The following is a 15,825-nucleotide window of genomic DNA, read 5'->3' on the forward strand; positions in this document are numbered from 1 at the left end:
CATGCCGTCACTGGCGATATCATCGCCCCCATCCGCAAGCTCGGCGACGCAAAACGGAAAGCGACCCGCCAGGATGCTGCTGACGTCGCCGAAGCGCTCGTCAATATCCGAACCTATTTTATGCCGAAGCGGGCAAGGCAGAAGTTCTGACCGAGAGCCAGAAACCTATTTAGTCAATCACGAAAGCCGTGGGCTGTTCGTCGCGCTCACGGTTGATCGAAAGACGAACAAGACACCGCTTTCGTCACTGCCAGACATCGATGAATCTGGCTGTAACAGACTGTCACAAACTTCCGCCAATTGGCACAGAAGAAGCATTCCCCTGTAACGTAAGGGTCGTCAACTGAACGCCACCTGAGTGGAGGAAAGATCATGTTGGCGAACAATCTCAATGTCAGGCAGTTGTTTGAGCAAGTATCGGTCTCACCGGAGCCGATGGGCCTCGGCGTGCTTTTCAACCGAGCTCCGGTCGAACGTGCAGCGGCGGGCAAGGTCGTGTTCTTCGAAGGAGATCGCGCCGATCATGTCTTCGCGATCCTGGAGGGCAACCTGCGCATCTGCCGACTCCTGCATGACGGCCGTCGAGTGATCACCGGATTTCTCGCCAAAGGCGATATCGTCGGCGTGTCGTTCAAGAACCGATATCTCTACAGCGCCGAGGCGATCGATGACGTTTCCTTTCAGCGGCGGACGAAAGCATCCTTCGAACAACAGCTACGGGCGCAGCCTCACCTGCGTCCCGTGCTTCTGTCGCAGCTTCGCGACGAAGTAGCGGCGGCGCAGGACCAGATGGTGCTACTTTCCTGCAAGAGCGCCGAAGAACGGTTGTGCAGCTTTCTTCTGAACCGATTGGAGAAAAGCGCGTCGCAAGTCGCCGATCCGGCCGCCATCTGCCTGCCGATGACCCGGCTCGATATCGCGGACTACCTTGGACTGACCATCGAAACCGTCTCGCGCACCATCACCAAACTGGTCGGCATGGGCCTCATATCGGTAAGTGGCCGATATAGGATCGTCGTGCGCAACAAGTCTGCTCTTGTGCATAGGGCAGGAGAGAGCCAAGCTGACGCAGACGAAGGCTTCCGCTTCGACGAAACGCCGATGCGACACCATCACTAAGCGGGAAGGCGACGATGGCAAACGATGCCGCGGTTTCGACGTCCAAGGGGCGGGATCTTGATGTCATCGCCCGCGTCTTCGACGACACGAACGTGATCATCCACGGCGTCGACGGTGTCATCAGCCATTGGACATCGGGTTGCGAGCGGCTCTACGGTTGGACGCGGGAGGAAGCCGTAGGGCAAGTAGTCCACAAGCTTCTTGCCACCGAGTTCCCGAGGGCGATCGACGACATCAGGAAGGACGTTTACGCCGGCCTCACTTGGGATGGTGATATAGTTCATCGCCATAAGGATGGACATCCGATGACGGTTTCGACGCGCTGGGTCGTCTTCGACGCGGCTTCGCCGACGCCGGTCGTCATACAGACGAATATCGATGTCTCAGAAGCCAGGAAGGTACAGGAAGATCTTGCAGACCGCGAGGCGCACCTGAGCTCGATTCTCGCAACCGTTCCGGATCCCATGGTCGTGATCAACGACACCGGCTCTATAACCTCCTTCAGCGCCGCTGCCGAGGGGCTGTTCGGCTACTCGTCGCGCGAGGTAATCGGCCGAAACGTTCGCATGCTCATGCCGTCGCCATATCGGGAGGAACACGACCGATACATTGCCGACTATCTGCGGACGGGCAAGGCCCGGATCATCGGTCTCGGCCGCGTGGTGAAGGGCCGCAAGAAGGATGGGTCGGTCTTCCCGATGGAGCTCTCCGTTGGAGAGGCGATCTCGAATGACACTCGCATCTTCACCGGTTTCATCCGTGACCTAACCAGCAGGCATCGGATCGAAGAGGAGCTTCGTCAAGCTCAGAAGATGGAGGCTGTCGGACAGTTGACCGGCGGGCTTGCTCACGACTTCAACAACTTGCTGACCGTGATTAGCGGAAATCTTGAAATGCTCGACGCCTGCCTAACCGACGAAAAGCAACGCGAACTGGTTCGTGAGGCCCAGGAGGCCGCCGACGATGGCGCGAAGCTGACCGGGCAGCTTCTTGCATTTGGAAGGCGTCAGCCCCTCAATCCCAAGAGCGTGGACATCGGCTCGCTGGTATCGAGCTTTTCCGAACTCTTGCAACGAACACTCGGTGAGGCAATTGAACTTCGCACCAGCATCAAAGGCAGCGATCACATCGCGCTCGTCGATGGCTCCCAGCTCCAGAACGCCTTGCTCAATCTTGCGCTGAACGCGCGCGATGCCATGCCGAACGGCGGCAGCCTTACACTCGAGATTTCACGAGCAAGACTGGATCTCGACTATGCCCGGATGTACCCTGAATCGAGGCCGGGCGATTACGTCTTGATCTCCGTAACCGACAGCGGAAGCGGGATGTCTGAAGACGTGAAGACCCGCGCCTTCGAACCGTTCTTCACCACCAAGGGTGTCGGTGCCGGAACCGGACTTGGGCTCAGCATGGTCTATGGCTTCGTCAAGCAACTCGGCGGGCATATTCAGCTCCATAGCGAACTCGATCAGGGAACGACGGTGCGTATCTTTCTGCCTGCCGCTGCGGCTGCAGTCGCTGCCAAGGCTAACAAAGCAGCCAGCACTGAGGAAGCGCCGGGAGGTTCTGAGAAGATCCTGGTTGTCGAAGACGACGAGCGCGTCAGACGTGTTGTCGTCTCGAGATTGAGAAAGGGCGGCTACTCCGTGCTGGAGGCGGCTTCAGCCGCAGATGCGCTGAAGTTTCTATCCAAGGATCACACGATCGATCTTCTCTTTACCGATATTGTCATGCCGGGAGGCATGACGGGCGACGAACTGGCTAGGCAGGCCCTCTTGCTTAAGCCCGACATCAAAGTACTTTTCACTTCGGGCTATGCTGAGCCAAGCATTGCCAATCGTTCATTGCCTTCCGCGAGTTGGTTGAAGAAACCATACAGAGCTCAGGATCTGGCCATCCGGCTGCGCCAGCTTTTCGATTGAGGTCGTTAAGTCCAAACGACCGACGGACGTTGCGAGATTTGGTGCATGCCTCGCAATACCGGTCGCCTGCCATTTGCGAGCCGGGCCAAAGCCGCCCGCATTTGGATAGCCGCATAATTGACACCTCCAAAGCGATTGCCGATCTCACTCGGGAGTCTTGTCGGCGCGACAATCGCTCAGACAGTTGTCAGCGATTTCTCAGCGAACCTCCTCCTGAAGTCGCGCTTCGATCTCGCGGACGGGCATCTTCGTATAGTCCTTCGCGATTTCTGCAACCAGAGCGGCTTGAGTCGCGGTTCCAAGATGCTGGCGTAGAAAACCGAGCGCGCGTGGAGGAGCGATCAAAAGCAGGCGTTGCGTCGCACCTCGCCTGATGTCTGCTTCGGTCTCCCCCGCCGCATTGGCTAGGAACTCCTCTTCCTGCCGCTCGTGCAGATCAGGGGCTTCAACTGCGCTTCGCACGCCGTCCGCGGATGCGTGAACTTTTCCTGGACGATCGGCGCCGAGTTCATGCGTCGGGACACCCTCATTGATCAAAGTGCGGACTTCGACGAGATTTAGGTCCTGCGCGTCGCCATCGTTGCGCAGAAATAGTGCCTTGGATCCATCGCACACCAGGATCCAGTCCTTCGAGCGAATTCGTATTTTGTCCATAGTTTTTCTCCTCTCTTGCATTGTCGGAGACTGGGCCTTGGCAATTTGCCTTGCTCAGGCCCAGCAACTGGAAGGATGTTATCGCTGAACCGAACAAACGACATTGCCGTGGATCAAAGAGCGAGTATTCGGTGGTATCAGCTCACGTAAACATCCTGAATGCCGATGCGCCCTGGGGGCGCTTGCAGCCGCTGCAGCCGTGTTGATGTTTCTATCGTTTGATGACCAGGAAACTCATATGGCCATCACGGAAAATGCCGAGCAGGAGAAGATCCTTCACTGCCTTTGTAAGCTCTACCACCATTTGAGGCGTCGTTGTTTTCGTTCTGTTGACACTGGTTATGACGTCGCCGGGCCGAAGGCCGGCCGCGGCAGCGGCGCTGCTGTCGGAGATCGCCATCACAACGCCGCCTTGCACCTTGCCAAAGGCATCGGAAGCGCTGTCAAGCGTCTGGAGCGTCACCAGCGCCAGCAACCCTTCGCCATCTACGAACTCAGGATTTTCAGCCTGGGCTTCGGGTAGGCTCGCACTAAGCGTCGCGTTGATTTCGACTTTCCCTCCGGGGCGCATCACGGTCAGTCTCACGGTCGTGTCCGGCGCTAGGGCAGTGATCCGCGCTCGTAATTGGCCAGCGGTCGATACGGGCGTACCGTTCACTGCAGCGATGACGTCCCCAACCATTACTCCGGCCTTCGAACCTCCTGCGCCCGACACAACATCGCTTACGAGCGCCCCTGTCGCAATCTCGACCCCGAGGGCGCGGCCGAAATCCGCACTGTTATCCTGAACCTGGACGCCAAGCAGACCGCGCTCAATCCTACCCTTCGCGACGAGTTGCCGCATGATGGCCTTTGCCGTGTCGATCGGGACGGCAAAGCCCATTCCTATGTTGGCCCCGGACGGTCCCAGGATCGCGGTGTTGATGCCGACGACTTTGCCGTCGAGATCAACGAGCGCACCGCCGGAATTGCCCGGATTTATTGAAGCGTCTGTCTGAATGTATCCCTCTTCGGAATCGAGTCCGAGGCCGGTCCTGCCGAGGGCGCTTACAATGCCGAATGTAACGGACTTACCCAGTCCAAAGGGAGTGCCAATGGCAACCACGTAGTCGCCGACCTGGAGCGAACCCGACTGCCCCAACTGCGCTTCGTTCAATCCGGTAGCTTCGATCCTGATGACCGCGAGATCTGTCTGGGGATCGCTCCCGACAACCTCGGCATTGTATGTCGCACCGTCGGCAATCGTGACTTTGATGCTCGTCGCGCCTTCGATCACATGGTTGTTCGTAAGGATGTAGCCATTCTGCGCATCCGTAATCACGCCAGTTCCAGCCGTCACCGAAACCTGGGACGGAATCAAGTCGGAAGGCGAGGCTTCCGCGTGCCTGCCAGGCGTCAGGATCAAGGACTCGTCGTCTTCCACTTTTCCCCGAACGGCGATACTTACCACAGTCGGAACAACTCGGCGGAGCATCGGCGCGAGCGAAGGGGAGGCGGTTTCGCTTGCACTTGCTACGCCGCAGCCGCAGGCGACGGCAATCGAGGCGATCTCCAGATACCAAACGAGCGCCCGGATGGTGCGGAGCCGACAAATGAGACCACCCATTTTCTAATCCTCTTCGCGTCTGCCAAGCGCCAAAAATGCGGTTGCAGCCTGAAGATGACTTGGAAGAGGAGTGTCCGCATTGACCAAGCGCAAAGAAGAGATTGGTCATGGCAGCCGTGCATGGAATGCGATATGGATTTTGTTGCGGTATCGCTAGCAAGACCACTTACATCGGTGATCAGCGATTATTGGCGCACCTGACGCGTCGAGTAGCAGTCGCAATCCTGCGACCGCAAGCATGGATCGTAGATTTCAGGAGGCGGTGCTCACATGGCCACCGGTGCTCACATGACCACGGGGTCTCCCGGCAGCACGCGGATACTGGTGGTGGACGACGATGCGCGCGTCCGGGAGATGCTAAGGCGTTATTTCGAGCAGGAAGGCTATATCGTCGCCTGCGCCGCTGACGGAAAACAAATGAAGACGCTCCTGAACTCCACGACGTTCGACATCATTCTTCTCGATCTTGTGCTTCCAGGACAGGATGGGATTGATCTTGCGCGGGAGATCCGAAACACCTCCAACATTCCGATCATGATGCTGACTGGACGCGAGGATGTCGTCGACTGTGTGGTGGGGCTGGAGGTAGGTGCCGACGATTACGTCGTCAAGCCGTTTCATCTGCGCGAGGTTCATGCCCGGCTGAAGTCGATCTTGCGCCGTTATCAAACGGGCGCGAAGCCGGTCTCGAGCGCGGGCGACGTGGTCGCTTTCGAGGGGTGGCAGCTCGACCGGGAAAAGCGACGGCTTCTCAATCCCCAAGGGGCCGAGGTCGAGCTCTCGACTGGCGAGTTCGATATGCTCGATGCCCTCGTCAGGAATGCCGGCCGAGTGCTGACCAGGGACGCATTGATGGATCTCACACGCCACCGGGAACGGGAAGCGTTCGATCGGGCGATCGATACCCAGATCGCTCGCCTGAGGCGAAAAATAGAAGTCGATCCGGGACGCCCACAATTCATAAAGTCTATCCGGGCCGTGGGATACGTGTTCACTGCAAAGCCGGCGACATCGGATCGGAAGCCAAACGGTACATGAGCCCGTGGTCCCAGCGTCGAAAGAACGAGGGATCTTCCAGTTCTTCCAAATCTTTGGGCACGGCATTCCATACTCTTATGAATTGGCAGCCCGTCGCACAGCCCTGGAGGCCCGCGAACAGGCTCTCCGCGATCTCGTTCTGGTTTGCTGCACTCAGAGCGATGAAGATAGGAACGTCCATAATCATGCCGGCTTGCGGATGCATCACGATCCTGAATACGGCCAGGCCTCTGACACGGCCCGCGTGATCAACGACATCGAGGCAGCGCCAGTTGCGAGCCTTGTCGAGCAATGCCTCCCAGTCCCTCTCGCCAAAGGTGGGCGCGACGCTACATACAAGCGCAAACGCGGCGAGCTCTTGATCGGGGCGCAGTTCGCTGAGGATATAATCATGCTGCATCGCCGCTCTCCCGGTGGGCGGTCATTCAAGTTTTATCTGTCGCGCAAACACGGCTTTCGGTCATTGTCCTAGATCAATGAACCCCTTTCGCTTTATGCCACGCTTGCTGTTTCCGACCATTTCTGAATGGACAGACGCATGCTGCCACTCGATGCGGCGCCAGTTGGCAAGACGATTTTCAACGGTTGGAGCGTGAGGGATTTTGCTGGGCGCGTTTGGCCACTCCTCCTTTTTTCCAGCGCGCTGGGATGTCTTCTGATCTCCCTCGTTCTGCAAGCAACAGGTGCCGGACCTCCTGCTCAGGTATTTCTCATTGTCGCAATCGTCTCAGTGCTTGCACGCCTGCTGGTCGAAATCGTGTCAAAACTTCGCCGCGGCGAATTCGGCCTCGATCTTATTGCCGCGCTGTCCATGTCTGCGGCCCTGTGGTTCGGGCAATACCTGGCAGGCGCTATCGTTTCGGTGATGTACGCCGGCGGACATCTCCTCGAGTTCTACGCCCATAGCCGTGCTGAGAGCGGAATGACCGACCTTCTGTCGCGAGTGCCGCGAACCGCCTCGCGCATCTCAGAAAATGGGCTGGTGGAGATACCAATCGCCGCAATCGGAATTGACGACAAACTGCTTATCCGCCGCGGCGACATCGTCCCCGTCGATGGGCGAGTGGAAAGCCTCACCGCACTCGTCGATCAATCTGCTCTTACGGGAGAACCGCTTCCCGTACGCCTTGGGCAAGGACAGCCAGTCATGAGCGGGGCGTCGAACGCGGGCGATGCCTTTGAAATGATCGCCGCCCGACCGGCTGCGGAGAGTACGTATGCCAGCATCGTGAGACTCGTCGAGGAAGCCAAGCAAAGCAAGGCTCCGATCTTCCGTGTCGCTGATCAATTTGGGCTCTTGTTTCTTGTGCTGACGGTAAGCGTGGCCATTCTTGCCGTGACGCTCTCCGGAGACAGCTTGCGGCTTTTGGCCGTTTTGGTCGTCGCGACTCCGTGCCCGCTCCTTCTTGCGGTTCCGGTCGCCTTCGTGTCGGGCACATCACACGCTGCCCGTCACGGCATCCTGGTCAAGGGAGCGGCAGTGATTGAAGCACTGTCCAACATTCGCACTGTCGTTTTCGACAAGACCGGAACGCTTACGATCGGACAGCCTGCCGTCACTGACATTGACTGCAAGGGCGATGCGAACGAGCTGCTGCGACTGGCTGGATCAGCCGAGCAGGTATCGTCGCATTCCATCGGCCGCGCGATCGTCTCCGAAGCCCACCGACGCGGCCTCGCTCTCGTAAGGCCGGAGAAGGCCACCGAGGTCGCGGGCGAGGGCGTTGAGGCTTCGGTTAATGGCCACAATGTTCTCGTCGGCGGGCCTTCGTTCATTGCTTCGAAGATCAGCGGCGCTTTATTTCCCGTCACCAATGTTTTGGCCAGTGCCCTTGTGTTCGTGGACGGACGATATTCGGGCACCATCTGCTTCGAGGACACGCTTAGAGAGGAAGCCCCTGAGACGGTCGCAAAGCTGCGCGCTACGGGCATCAAACGGATCATTCTTGCCAGCGGTGACCGGATCGGCGTAGCGCGCGCGGTCGCAGAAAAGCTCGACCTGGATGCTGTGGAGGCGGAGTTGTCGGCGGGCAAGAAAGTCGAAATCATCCGATTAGAAAGAAAATCCGGACCTGTCATGATGATAGGCGACGGGGTCAACGACGCGCCCGCACTTGCGGCGGCCGATGTGGGCCTCGCCGTTGCGCGGGGAAATCTCGCCGCCGCATCGGAAGCGGCTGACGTCGTGCTGTTGCGCAGCGATTTGAAGGAAATCGTGACCGCGCTGAAAATTGGGCGGCGTTCGAAACGTATCGCGCTTCAAAGCGTCTACGCCGGCATAGGTCTCTCGGCCATCGCAATGCTGGTCGCCGCGTTCGGCTTTCTGCCTCCGGTCCAAGGAGCGCTCATCCAGGAGGCCATTGATGTGGCGGTCGTCTTGAACGCGCTTCGGGCACTGGCTTAGTGCGCTAGCAGCACGGGGACGCGGAGATTGCCGAGCAGACCACGCGTTACGCCACCGAACATCGCTTCACGAAGCTTGGAGTGACCATAAGCTCCGGCGATCAGCAGGTCGGCACGGCCTTCGAGGGCACCATCCTGAATGGCAGATGGTATGTCTTCGCCATCACAATGCAAAGCCGCGAGTTCCACCTCAAGGCCCGAATGCTTTAAGGCTTCGACGTAGCGGTCCAGCAGCTTGTCATGGGATAGCTCTCCATTGCGCACACAGGCGACGATCGCCTTGGTGGCGGATCCGATCAGCGGATAGGCGGTCGACAGGGCGTGGGCAACAGTGGCGCTGCCATCCCAGGCTATGCAAACGGTGTCGATACGTCCGTAGAAATCCTCTGGCGGCAGCAAAAGCAGCGGGCGACCACTTTCGAAAACGAGGCTTTCGATTGTCGGCCGCGCGATTTCGGAGTTTTCGACGATCGTAAGGTCGTATGCGCGAGAAACCTCCGCCAGCTTCAGGCTCGCCGACATTGCCTCCGCCTCGAACGTATCGAGCCTGACATCGAGAGATACCCTTTCAGACCGATGCTTCAGATGCCTGACAAGCTGGGCGGCCACCTTGCGGTCGAAGCGATCAGCCTGAAGTATCTCGTCGTCGATAGAATTTTCAGCGCGTTCGAGCTGATGGCCAGGACGCCGAGCGACGGAAAGGCTCGCTACCAGATCCGCCGCGTGATGGAGGCAGAACTGGATGGCGTTCTCGATAATCGTAAACGAGCTTGCCTCTGGATATGTGCTCAAGGGCAGATGGAACTGTGGCCTCATGGCGATCCCCTTGGATGGGATGAGTGACTTTCGGTTGGGAACTTCATTGATATCGTTGGCAAGCCCCGGCGACTGCCGGAGCCGATAGGCGTAGAGTCTGCGTCAACGGGACAGGAAAAGCGGGATCTGGCTGTCCTTCAGCATCGACCGTGTCACACCGCCGAAAAGCCGCTGTTGGATCCTCGGGTGGTTGTAAGCACCCATGACCACCATGTCGGCCGCCACGTCTACCGCGTGCTGACGCAATGTCTCGTCCACACGGCGCCCACCGCTCGCGATGCGGTCAACTTCCACCTTGATCCCGTGACGGACAAGGAAGGTGGCAATGTCGGATCCCGGCTCTTCACCATTCGCGAAGCTGCTAGCGACAGGATCCACGAGGGTGACGTGCACCGCATCGCAGCCCTTCAGAAATTCCATCGACTGGCGGGTTGCACGCGCGGCCTCTTCGCTCGAATCCCAGGCAAGCAGTACGGACTTCGGAAACGCCACGACCGGCTGCATGCGAGGGTTGATGAGAATTGGCGTTGGGGACTGGAACAGCGCTCCATCGACAATTCGCCGCTGAAGGTCCTCATTCCCTGCGGCCTGAGGGCCAATAAGCACAAGATCGGCATAGAGTGCACGTTGTGCAATGTCGTCGTCGGCCCAGGCGAACTCGGTGTAGATTTCCTGCACATCGAAGGACAGTTCAGTTCTTTCGAGGATCTTGCGGACCGCGGCCGTCTCCTCGGAAAGGCGATCGATTTCTTGTTGCTGCCCTTCGAGCCAGGTGGTGGAAAGCGCTTCATACGTAGCAATCGCCGGAACACGCCCCATGCAGACGACGAGGGCGGTCATATGTGCGCCCTGCATTTCGCAAAACTCGATGGCGGTCTTGAGGTCCAGATCCCAGCGGTCGACACCGAAGACGCATATGACGGTTTTGATGCTCATCTTGCTGCCCTCCTTGGTTTGGTAGGAGAATTGTACTAGCTGCAGGGGCCCTGTCTTTGATGTTGATCAAAGTCGCAAATGCGCGTCACCAACCCAGCAGTGGCTAGATTGACTGCCTATCGCAGAGCGGGCCGAGCCGCGACAAAAGCGGCCAGATGCCTTGCCTGGATGCTAGGTGAACGGTTCGGCCGGGCCCGCTTGGTGTGGGCGCATCGCAGCCGCCGCTGCTGCCGCTCCGCCGCTCCGCCGCTCTTGTCGTCACCGCCGACTTGGACCGTTGGCTGGGCGAAGGTGATTCCGTTTGCCAGGAAGACCTCTCGAAGCTGGGCGTAAGCTTTGCGCCGGATGTAGGTTTGCATGCCGGGGACTGTGGTCATCGCGAAGCTCAGCACGATCCCGTAATCGCCAAACTCCTCCACGCCCTTCATCTTCAATGGTTCGATGAATAGCGGTCCAAGCTCGGGATCGGCCTTGAGGTCGACGCCCACCTTCTTGGTGAGCTTGCGAGCCATTTCGATGTCGGTGTTGTAGCCGACCGATATCCGGAATTTGTCGATCACCCAGTCGCGGCTCATGTTTTCCACCGCGCCGAGTTCGCCGAAGGGTACCGTGAATACCGGACCGCGATGGTGTCTGAGGCGAACCGAACGAAGACTGAAGCCCTCGACGGTTCCCTTGTACTCTTTCGCCTGAATGTATTCACCGACACGAAACGCGTCGTCGAGCATATAGAAGACACCGCTGATGATATCCTTCACAAGAGTCTGCGATCCGAAGCCTATCGCGACGCCGAAAATCCCAGCTCCCGCAACAAGCGGGCCGATTTGCACCCCCAACTCGGAAAGTACGATCAAGCCCGCCAAGACCAAGACGACAACCGCAATCGCATTTCTAAAGATTGGCAGCAGAGTCCGGAATCGCGCGCGGCGCGCCGCATCAGCAGGTGAAAGAGAGGTGGTGTCGGTAGCCACCAGCAGCGTACGGTCGAACCAGTTCCTTGCCAATTGCCAGACCAGGTCGGCGAGAACAAGGACACCCACGCTTTTCATGCCACCATAGACCAACGCCGAAATCCATGGGTCCCGCCGCCCAGGCGCATCCGGATTGAAATGCCAGACGATTGCCAGCCATCCAACCGCCATCCCAATAACGACGGCTCGAATACCGTGTGTGATCAGGACGCCTCGCAGCCCGGTGGCGTCGGAATGAAGATGGCCGGCAACGCGCGTGACTCCTTTCAGAACACTGGGAAGAACGATGGCATAAATGCCAAGCCAGAACAGGCCTCTCATGTCTAGCGACCAGGCGATCCATAGCACGACGCCGAACGCTGTTAGACCGGCCTTCAATGTCGATGACATATGCATTGTCGACCAGACCGTTTCAGTCGCCACAACGAGTATCATTGCGGAGAAACAGAAAGCGATGGCGTCGGAAACATCATGGCTGATGCCGAGGGGCTCCGCGATAGCCGCGTTGGCGATCGCAATGCAGATCAATCCTGCAAGGATCGACAGACGCAGGCGTTGGCCGGGTGAAATGGCCGCCAAGGATATCAGAGCGATTGCCAAGCGAACGGCGATGAAAGCCGCCAGACAGGCGAGCAAGGTCAAACGCGCGAGGGGAGGCCAATCAACCGCGAAAAAGACCATAGCCCCCGAGCGAACCAAGCCGAGCAAGCAGATCATTGTTGCGCGCGACAAGCCTGCGCCAGATCAATTCAGCTATGAGGCCAATGGCGACGAGGCCCGCGAAAATCGCAAAGACGGGGGAATAGCCCCTAGCGATGGCCTCCTCGCGGGTTCGAACAGCAGCCGTGCCGACCTCTGCCGGAATTCGTGGGATGGCGGTTAAAACGTTGTGTACACGGCTACGGACGGCGGCTTCCCATTTAACGAGGGCAAAATTGCTTTCAGCCGCACCGGGAGCGGAAGATGGATTTTCGGACCTGCGGCTGTCGAGCCACGCACGGACGTCGGGGTCATCCAACAGGCGTACGAATTCGTCAATCTTTCGGTTCGTCTCGGAGGGAGGCTGCTGTGCGGCAGCGACCGACGCGAGCACGAGGAAGAATCCTACAATTGCAGCTTCCAGTTTCATCCGAGGGAACCTCGCGGGCGCACGGGGCACGGGGCAGAGTGGTTGTGGCAGGCAGGTCTCAAGTTTCAAACGGAGGTCTGGTATCGGACTCCGCTTGATACCTATTCGCATGATGTGGCCGTAGTCGAACAGCGGGCGAGAAGCTATAATGAGGCAGCTCGCCTTTCGAGGCTATCGCGCGGTGTCCAAGGTAAGATCGAACCTCCTCTAGTGGCCTCGGATTACACAAGGCCGACCAATCAAACCAGAGCGTGGTCGTTGCTTGCGCGGTAACGACCAACGAAGCGTCCAAGTTTACGGCGCTGGGTCGTGAAACGACCGTATGCAGCAGCAAAGGTCCGACAGGCACATCCCAGCAGCGGTCTCTCGCGATCGGGGGACGTAGTGCCGTCTATCGTTGTTTGGAGCGATCGAGCAACTGGGAATGACGGCACGATTGGCGTTGAGGGTACTGGTTACGATATGGTCCATGTTGCCCTCCTCCTCGTCGTCGTGAGCGTACGTATGGACAGCTACGCCAACAATCCTTCGTATCGCTCGGCGAGGGCGGAGTCTTTGATTCAGGTCAAGGCAAGAACGCTTGGTGTGTTGCTGATTGAGTTACTTTTCGATCGATGGAGGCTGACGTGAAGGCGATGATGCTTGACAAAGTTCGGACGCCTCTGCGCCTTGTCGAACTGCCGGATCCGTCTCCATCAGCGGGACAAGTCTTGATCAGGGTCGAGGCTTGCGGTGTCTGCCGGACGGACCTCCACGTGTTCGATGGCGATCTTCCTGACCCAAAGCTTCCCCTGATACTTGGCCATGAGATTGTAGGGACCGTCATCGCGCTAGGATCCGGCGCGCCGGAAACGTTGCTAGGTCGAAGGGTTGGCGTGCCATGGCTCGGTCGCACCTGCGGCTGCTGCTCCTTTTGCCGTGACGGAAAGGAAAATCTCTGCGACGCCCCAGGGTTCACCGGCTACACGATCGACGGCGGGTTCTCGACTCATGTCGTCGCCGACGCGGACTATGCGTTCACGCTACCAGAGGGCTCGGACCCGGTTGCCACCGCGCCATTGCTTTGCGCGGGCTTGATCGGATGGCGATCATTGAAGATGGCGGGTGGCGGGAAAACCGTTGGGCTCTACGGCTTTGGCGCCGCCGCTCATATCCTGGCACAAGTCTGCCGCTGGAAACAGCAGGAGGTCTATGCGTTCGTCCGACCGGGAGACGACGAAGGAAAGCGCTTTGCATTGGAAATGGGAGCTGTATGGGCGGGATCGTCTGACCAAGTTCCGCCGAAACTGCTCGACGCCGCCATCCTTTTTGCTCCGGCGGGCGAGCTGGTGCCCAAGGCACTGGCTGCCGTTCGGAAAGGCGGTGTGGTTGTCTGCGGCGGCATCCACATGAGCGATATTCCTGCCATGCCCTATCGCCTACTGTGGGGGGAGCGGCGAGTTGTGTCGGTGGCCAATCTTAGCCGCACTGACGCCCACGAATTTTTCGTGGTCGTGCGAGCAGCAAACATTCGAACTGTCACAACCGCTTATTCCCTTGAGCGGGCCAACGATGCGTTGGCGGCTCTACGAGCCGGTCGACTCAACGGGGCGGCTGTCCTAGTGCCGGTAGAAGCGGCTTGATCACTTAGAGGGTCGCTGCATGCTCAGCATATTTCGATGGTGGCAATCCAACGATGCGGGTGAATGCAGTCCCGTAGGCGCTTGCAGACCGGCGCATTGGCGAAAATCGCTTCAAAACGCGCGCTTAAGTACGATGAGGTCCAGGTTGCACGCGAACGGATCAGAGATCTTCTGGAAGAAATGCCCCCTAGACAAGCTGCAATTGTTGAGCGCGGAATCTCTCAAGCAAGCAAATCTGGAGAGCGGCGGTTTATCGAAGAGATGATCACTCCCGAAAGCAATTGCTGACTGATCGTGCCGCCCCCTACGTACGGTCATACGGTGCTCTGCGATTGATGAACACGTCCTGTCACCTACGGACATATTCCTGCGGCACCTCCAACCCGCTGGTCTCGGGGGCGGCGCACGGACCAAGGGTTCTCGGTCCGATGCGCCGTCTCTAATAGAAGACGTGAAGAAGTGCGTCGAAGAGCCTGATCGATAGTGCTTTTTCTAACATCGGAGAAGCGAAGCCGGAATGGCGCATGACGCTCTAGGCACCTCCCATCGTACGCCAGACTAGGCGCATCAATCTCTATCCGATCGACGGTTTCCCTCTCGTACGGGAGCCGCGGATGCCTCAGGACAACCTCCCAGTCGAAGTCGACACCAAGCAGGGCCGAATATATGGCTAGGCCAACCGCCTGCGCGACGCGGGGAACGACGGCATTGCCGATCTGCTGAGACTGCGACTCCTTGTTTCCGATGACGACGTACCCGTCAGGCAATCCCATAAGGCGTGCTTTCATCGGCATCGTGAGGCCAGGCATGAAGTCATCTCCGGCAGCGGCGGCCATCGCGTCGGTGGGAGGTGCGTCCCAAGTCCCGCCGATGATGATCTCGCGGAGACCCCACCGGCCGATTTCCTTCTCCCGCCCGCGCCGCTTCTCGCCCAGAAGAGTCGAAGCTAGGCCGCCGATCTCCTCCTTGTTGTCGCGGACGATCACCTGGGTCCGACGCCGTTCGGCCCATCGCGAAGCACCCGACCATCCGCCTGCGCCCATCATGTCTTCGAGAGCGTGGCCAACGGTTGCTCGCCATTCTTCGAAAGTCGGTGGTGGGCGGAACCTAGCCATGTTCTCCGGACTCATGCCAATGACGAAGATGCGGGGCCTCTCTTGCGCGATCCCGTAGTCCTTGGCATTCACCGATATCGTCCTGACCGCGTATCCAGCTTCGGCGAACCGGGCGAAGACCTCGGCGCGGTGATCGGCATGCTTGGCGTCGTTGAAACCGTCGACGTTTTCGAACATGAATGCTTTCGGCCGGACGGCGTTCACAATTTCCGTCGCGGCCGGGAAGAGATCGCGCTCGTCATCCTTGCCTAGCGCCTTTCCAGCCCGTGAGTACGGCTGGCAGGGCAGACCGCCGGCCAAAAGGTGAATCCGATCGCGATGGGGCGCATAGTCGACCTGCTTCATGTCCTGTTTGATCACGTTCCAGTCGCGACGGTTGGCACGCAGGCTCGCCGCGGCGTCGCTATTCAACTCGATGAGCGCGACAGGATCGAAGCCCGCTGCCTCCAGTCCAAGCGACATGCCTCCGAGGCCGGCGCAAAGCTCCAAAGAAC

Annotated in this window: 11 protein-coding genes and 2 pseudogenes; 6 read left to right on the forward strand and 7 right to left on the reverse strand. The window is 58.8% G+C overall.

Annotation, left to right across the window (positions count from 1 at the left end; translation table 11 throughout):
* The 3 genes and pseudogenes from FHX09_RS27975 to FHX09_RS27985 all read left to right on the forward strand — a co-directional run.
* Window positions 1–150 (forward strand): annotated as a pseudogene (locus FHX09_RS27975) (YecA family protein); the annotation flags it as partial.
* 222 nt (window positions 151–372) lie between these two features.
* Window positions 373–1,119: a helix-turn-helix domain-containing protein gene (locus FHX09_RS27980; protein ID WP_132594848.1), complete on the forward strand. Its 747-nt coding sequence runs from the start codon at window positions 373–375 to the stop codon at window positions 1,117–1,119.
* Between the two features lie 14 nt (window positions 1,120–1,133).
* Window positions 1,134–3,041, forward strand: a complete 1,908-nt coding sequence (locus FHX09_RS27985; protein ID WP_132594850.1) for a PAS domain-containing sensor histidine kinase — start codon at window positions 1,134–1,136, stop codon at window positions 3,039–3,041.
* Window positions 3,042–3,239: 198 nt separating this feature from the next.
* Here FHX09_RS27985 and FHX09_RS27990 read toward each other — a convergent pair whose 3' ends face one another.
* Together FHX09_RS27990 and FHX09_RS27995 are read right to left on the reverse strand one after the other, a co-directional pair.
* Complete coding sequence (locus FHX09_RS27990) at window positions 3,240–3,695, reverse strand: host attachment family protein (RefSeq protein ID WP_165933215.1); 456 nt, start codon at window positions 3,693–3,695, stop codon at window positions 3,240–3,242.
* A 211-nt stretch (window positions 3,696–3,906) separates the two neighbouring features.
* Window positions 3,907–5,301 carry a trypsin-like peptidase domain-containing protein gene (locus FHX09_RS27995; protein WP_132594854.1) on the reverse strand — a complete coding sequence of 465 codons (1,395 nt, stop codon included), beginning with the start codon at window positions 5,299–5,301 and terminating at the stop codon, window positions 3,907–3,909.
* A 288-nt stretch (window positions 5,302–5,589) separates the two neighbouring features.
* Here FHX09_RS27995 and FHX09_RS28000 point away from each other — a divergent pair, with 288 nt between their 5' ends.
* Entirely contained in the window at window positions 5,590–6,339 is a 750-nt protein-coding gene (locus tag FHX09_RS28000; protein WP_132594888.1) for a response regulator, read from the forward strand.
* Here the strand turns inward: FHX09_RS28000 and FHX09_RS28005 are convergent.
* The gene (locus tag FHX09_RS28005; protein WP_132594856.1) at window positions 6,293–6,739 is read right to left on the reverse strand and encodes a hypothetical protein; all 447 of its coding nucleotides are present in this window, start codon (window positions 6,737–6,739) and stop codon (window positions 6,293–6,295) included. The two genes, FHX09_RS28000 and FHX09_RS28005, sit on opposite strands and share 47 nt — an antisense overlap.
* 138 nt (window positions 6,740–6,877) lie before the next feature.
* Between FHX09_RS28005 and FHX09_RS28010 the strand changes: the two genes are divergently transcribed.
* Window positions 6,878–8,743, forward strand: a complete 1,866-nt coding sequence (locus FHX09_RS28010) for a heavy metal translocating P-type ATPase (RefSeq protein ID WP_132594858.1) — start codon at window positions 6,878–6,880, stop codon at window positions 8,741–8,743.
* Here the strand turns inward: FHX09_RS28010 and FHX09_RS28015 are convergent.
* From FHX09_RS28015 to FHX09_RS28025, 3 genes and pseudogenes are all read right to left on the reverse strand, one after another.
* Window positions 8,740–9,558 carry a universal stress protein gene (locus FHX09_RS28015; RefSeq protein WP_184450980.1) on the reverse strand — a complete coding sequence of 273 codons (819 nt, stop codon included), beginning with the start codon at window positions 9,556–9,558 and terminating at the stop codon, window positions 8,740–8,742. The two genes, FHX09_RS28010 and FHX09_RS28015, sit on opposite strands and share 4 nt — an antisense overlap.
* Before the next feature lie 102 nt (window positions 9,559–9,660).
* Window positions 9,661–10,494, reverse strand: a complete 834-nt coding sequence (locus FHX09_RS28020; protein WP_132594862.1) for a universal stress protein — start codon at window positions 10,492–10,494, stop codon at window positions 9,661–9,663.
* Between the two features lie 236 nt (window positions 10,495–10,730).
* Window positions 10,731–12,594 (reverse strand): annotated as a pseudogene (locus FHX09_RS28025) (mechanosensitive ion channel family protein); the annotation flags it as partial.
* A gap of 626 nt (window positions 12,595–13,220) precedes the next feature.
* On the opposite strand from FHX09_RS28025, the gene FHX09_RS28030 reads away from it, so the two are divergent.
* The gene (locus FHX09_RS28030) at window positions 13,221–14,216 is read left to right on the forward strand and encodes a zinc-dependent alcohol dehydrogenase family protein (RefSeq protein ID WP_184450982.1); all 996 of its coding nucleotides are present in this window, start codon (window positions 13,221–13,223) and stop codon (window positions 14,214–14,216) included.
* A gap of 353 nt (window positions 14,217–14,569) precedes the next feature.
* On the opposite strand, the gene dcm is transcribed toward FHX09_RS28030, so the two are convergent.
* Window positions 14,570–15,820: a DNA (cytosine-5-)-methyltransferase gene (gene dcm, locus FHX09_RS28035; protein WP_281040994.1), complete on the reverse strand. Its 1,251-nt coding sequence runs from the start codon at window positions 15,818–15,820 to the stop codon at window positions 14,570–14,572.
* Window positions 15,821–15,825 lie beyond the last annotated feature (5 nt).

This window comes from Rhizobium sp. BK538, from assembly GCF_014197575.1.
Classification (GTDB): Bacteria; Pseudomonadota; Alphaproteobacteria; order Rhizobiales; family Rhizobiaceae; genus Rhizobium.

Coding starts and splice junctions, on each gene's coding strand:
- FHX09_RS28020 (WP_132594862.1), bottom strand. CDS start 10,494: ATGAGCATCAAAACCGTCATATGCGTCTTCGGTGTCGACCGCTGGGAT.
- FHX09_RS28005 (WP_132594856.1), bottom strand. CDS start 6,739: ATGCAGCATGATTATATCCTCAGCGAACTGCGCCCCGATCAAGAGCTC.
- FHX09_RS28010 (WP_132594858.1), top strand. CDS start 6,878: ATGCTGCCACTCGATGCGGCGCCAGTTGGCAAGACGATTTTCAACGGT.
- FHX09_RS28000 (WP_132594888.1), top strand. CDS start 5,590: ATGACCACGGGGTCTCCCGGCAGCACGCGGATACTGGTGGTGGACGAC.
- FHX09_RS27980 (WP_132594848.1), top strand. CDS start 373: ATGTTGGCGAACAATCTCAATGTCAGGCAGTTGTTTGAGCAAGTATCG.
- FHX09_RS27990 (WP_165933215.1), bottom strand. CDS start 3,695: ATGGACAAAATACGAATTCGCTCGAAGGACTGGATCCTGGTGTGCGAT.
- FHX09_RS27985 (WP_132594850.1), top strand. CDS start 1,134: ATGGCAAACGATGCCGCGGTTTCGACGTCCAAGGGGCGGGATCTTGAT.
- FHX09_RS27995 (WP_132594854.1), bottom strand. CDS start 5,301: ATGGGTGGTCTCATTTGTCGGCTCCGCACCATCCGGGCGCTCGTTTGG.
- FHX09_RS28015 (WP_184450980.1), bottom strand. CDS start 9,558: ATGAGGCCACAGTTCCATCTGCCCTTGAGCACATATCCAGAGGCAAGC.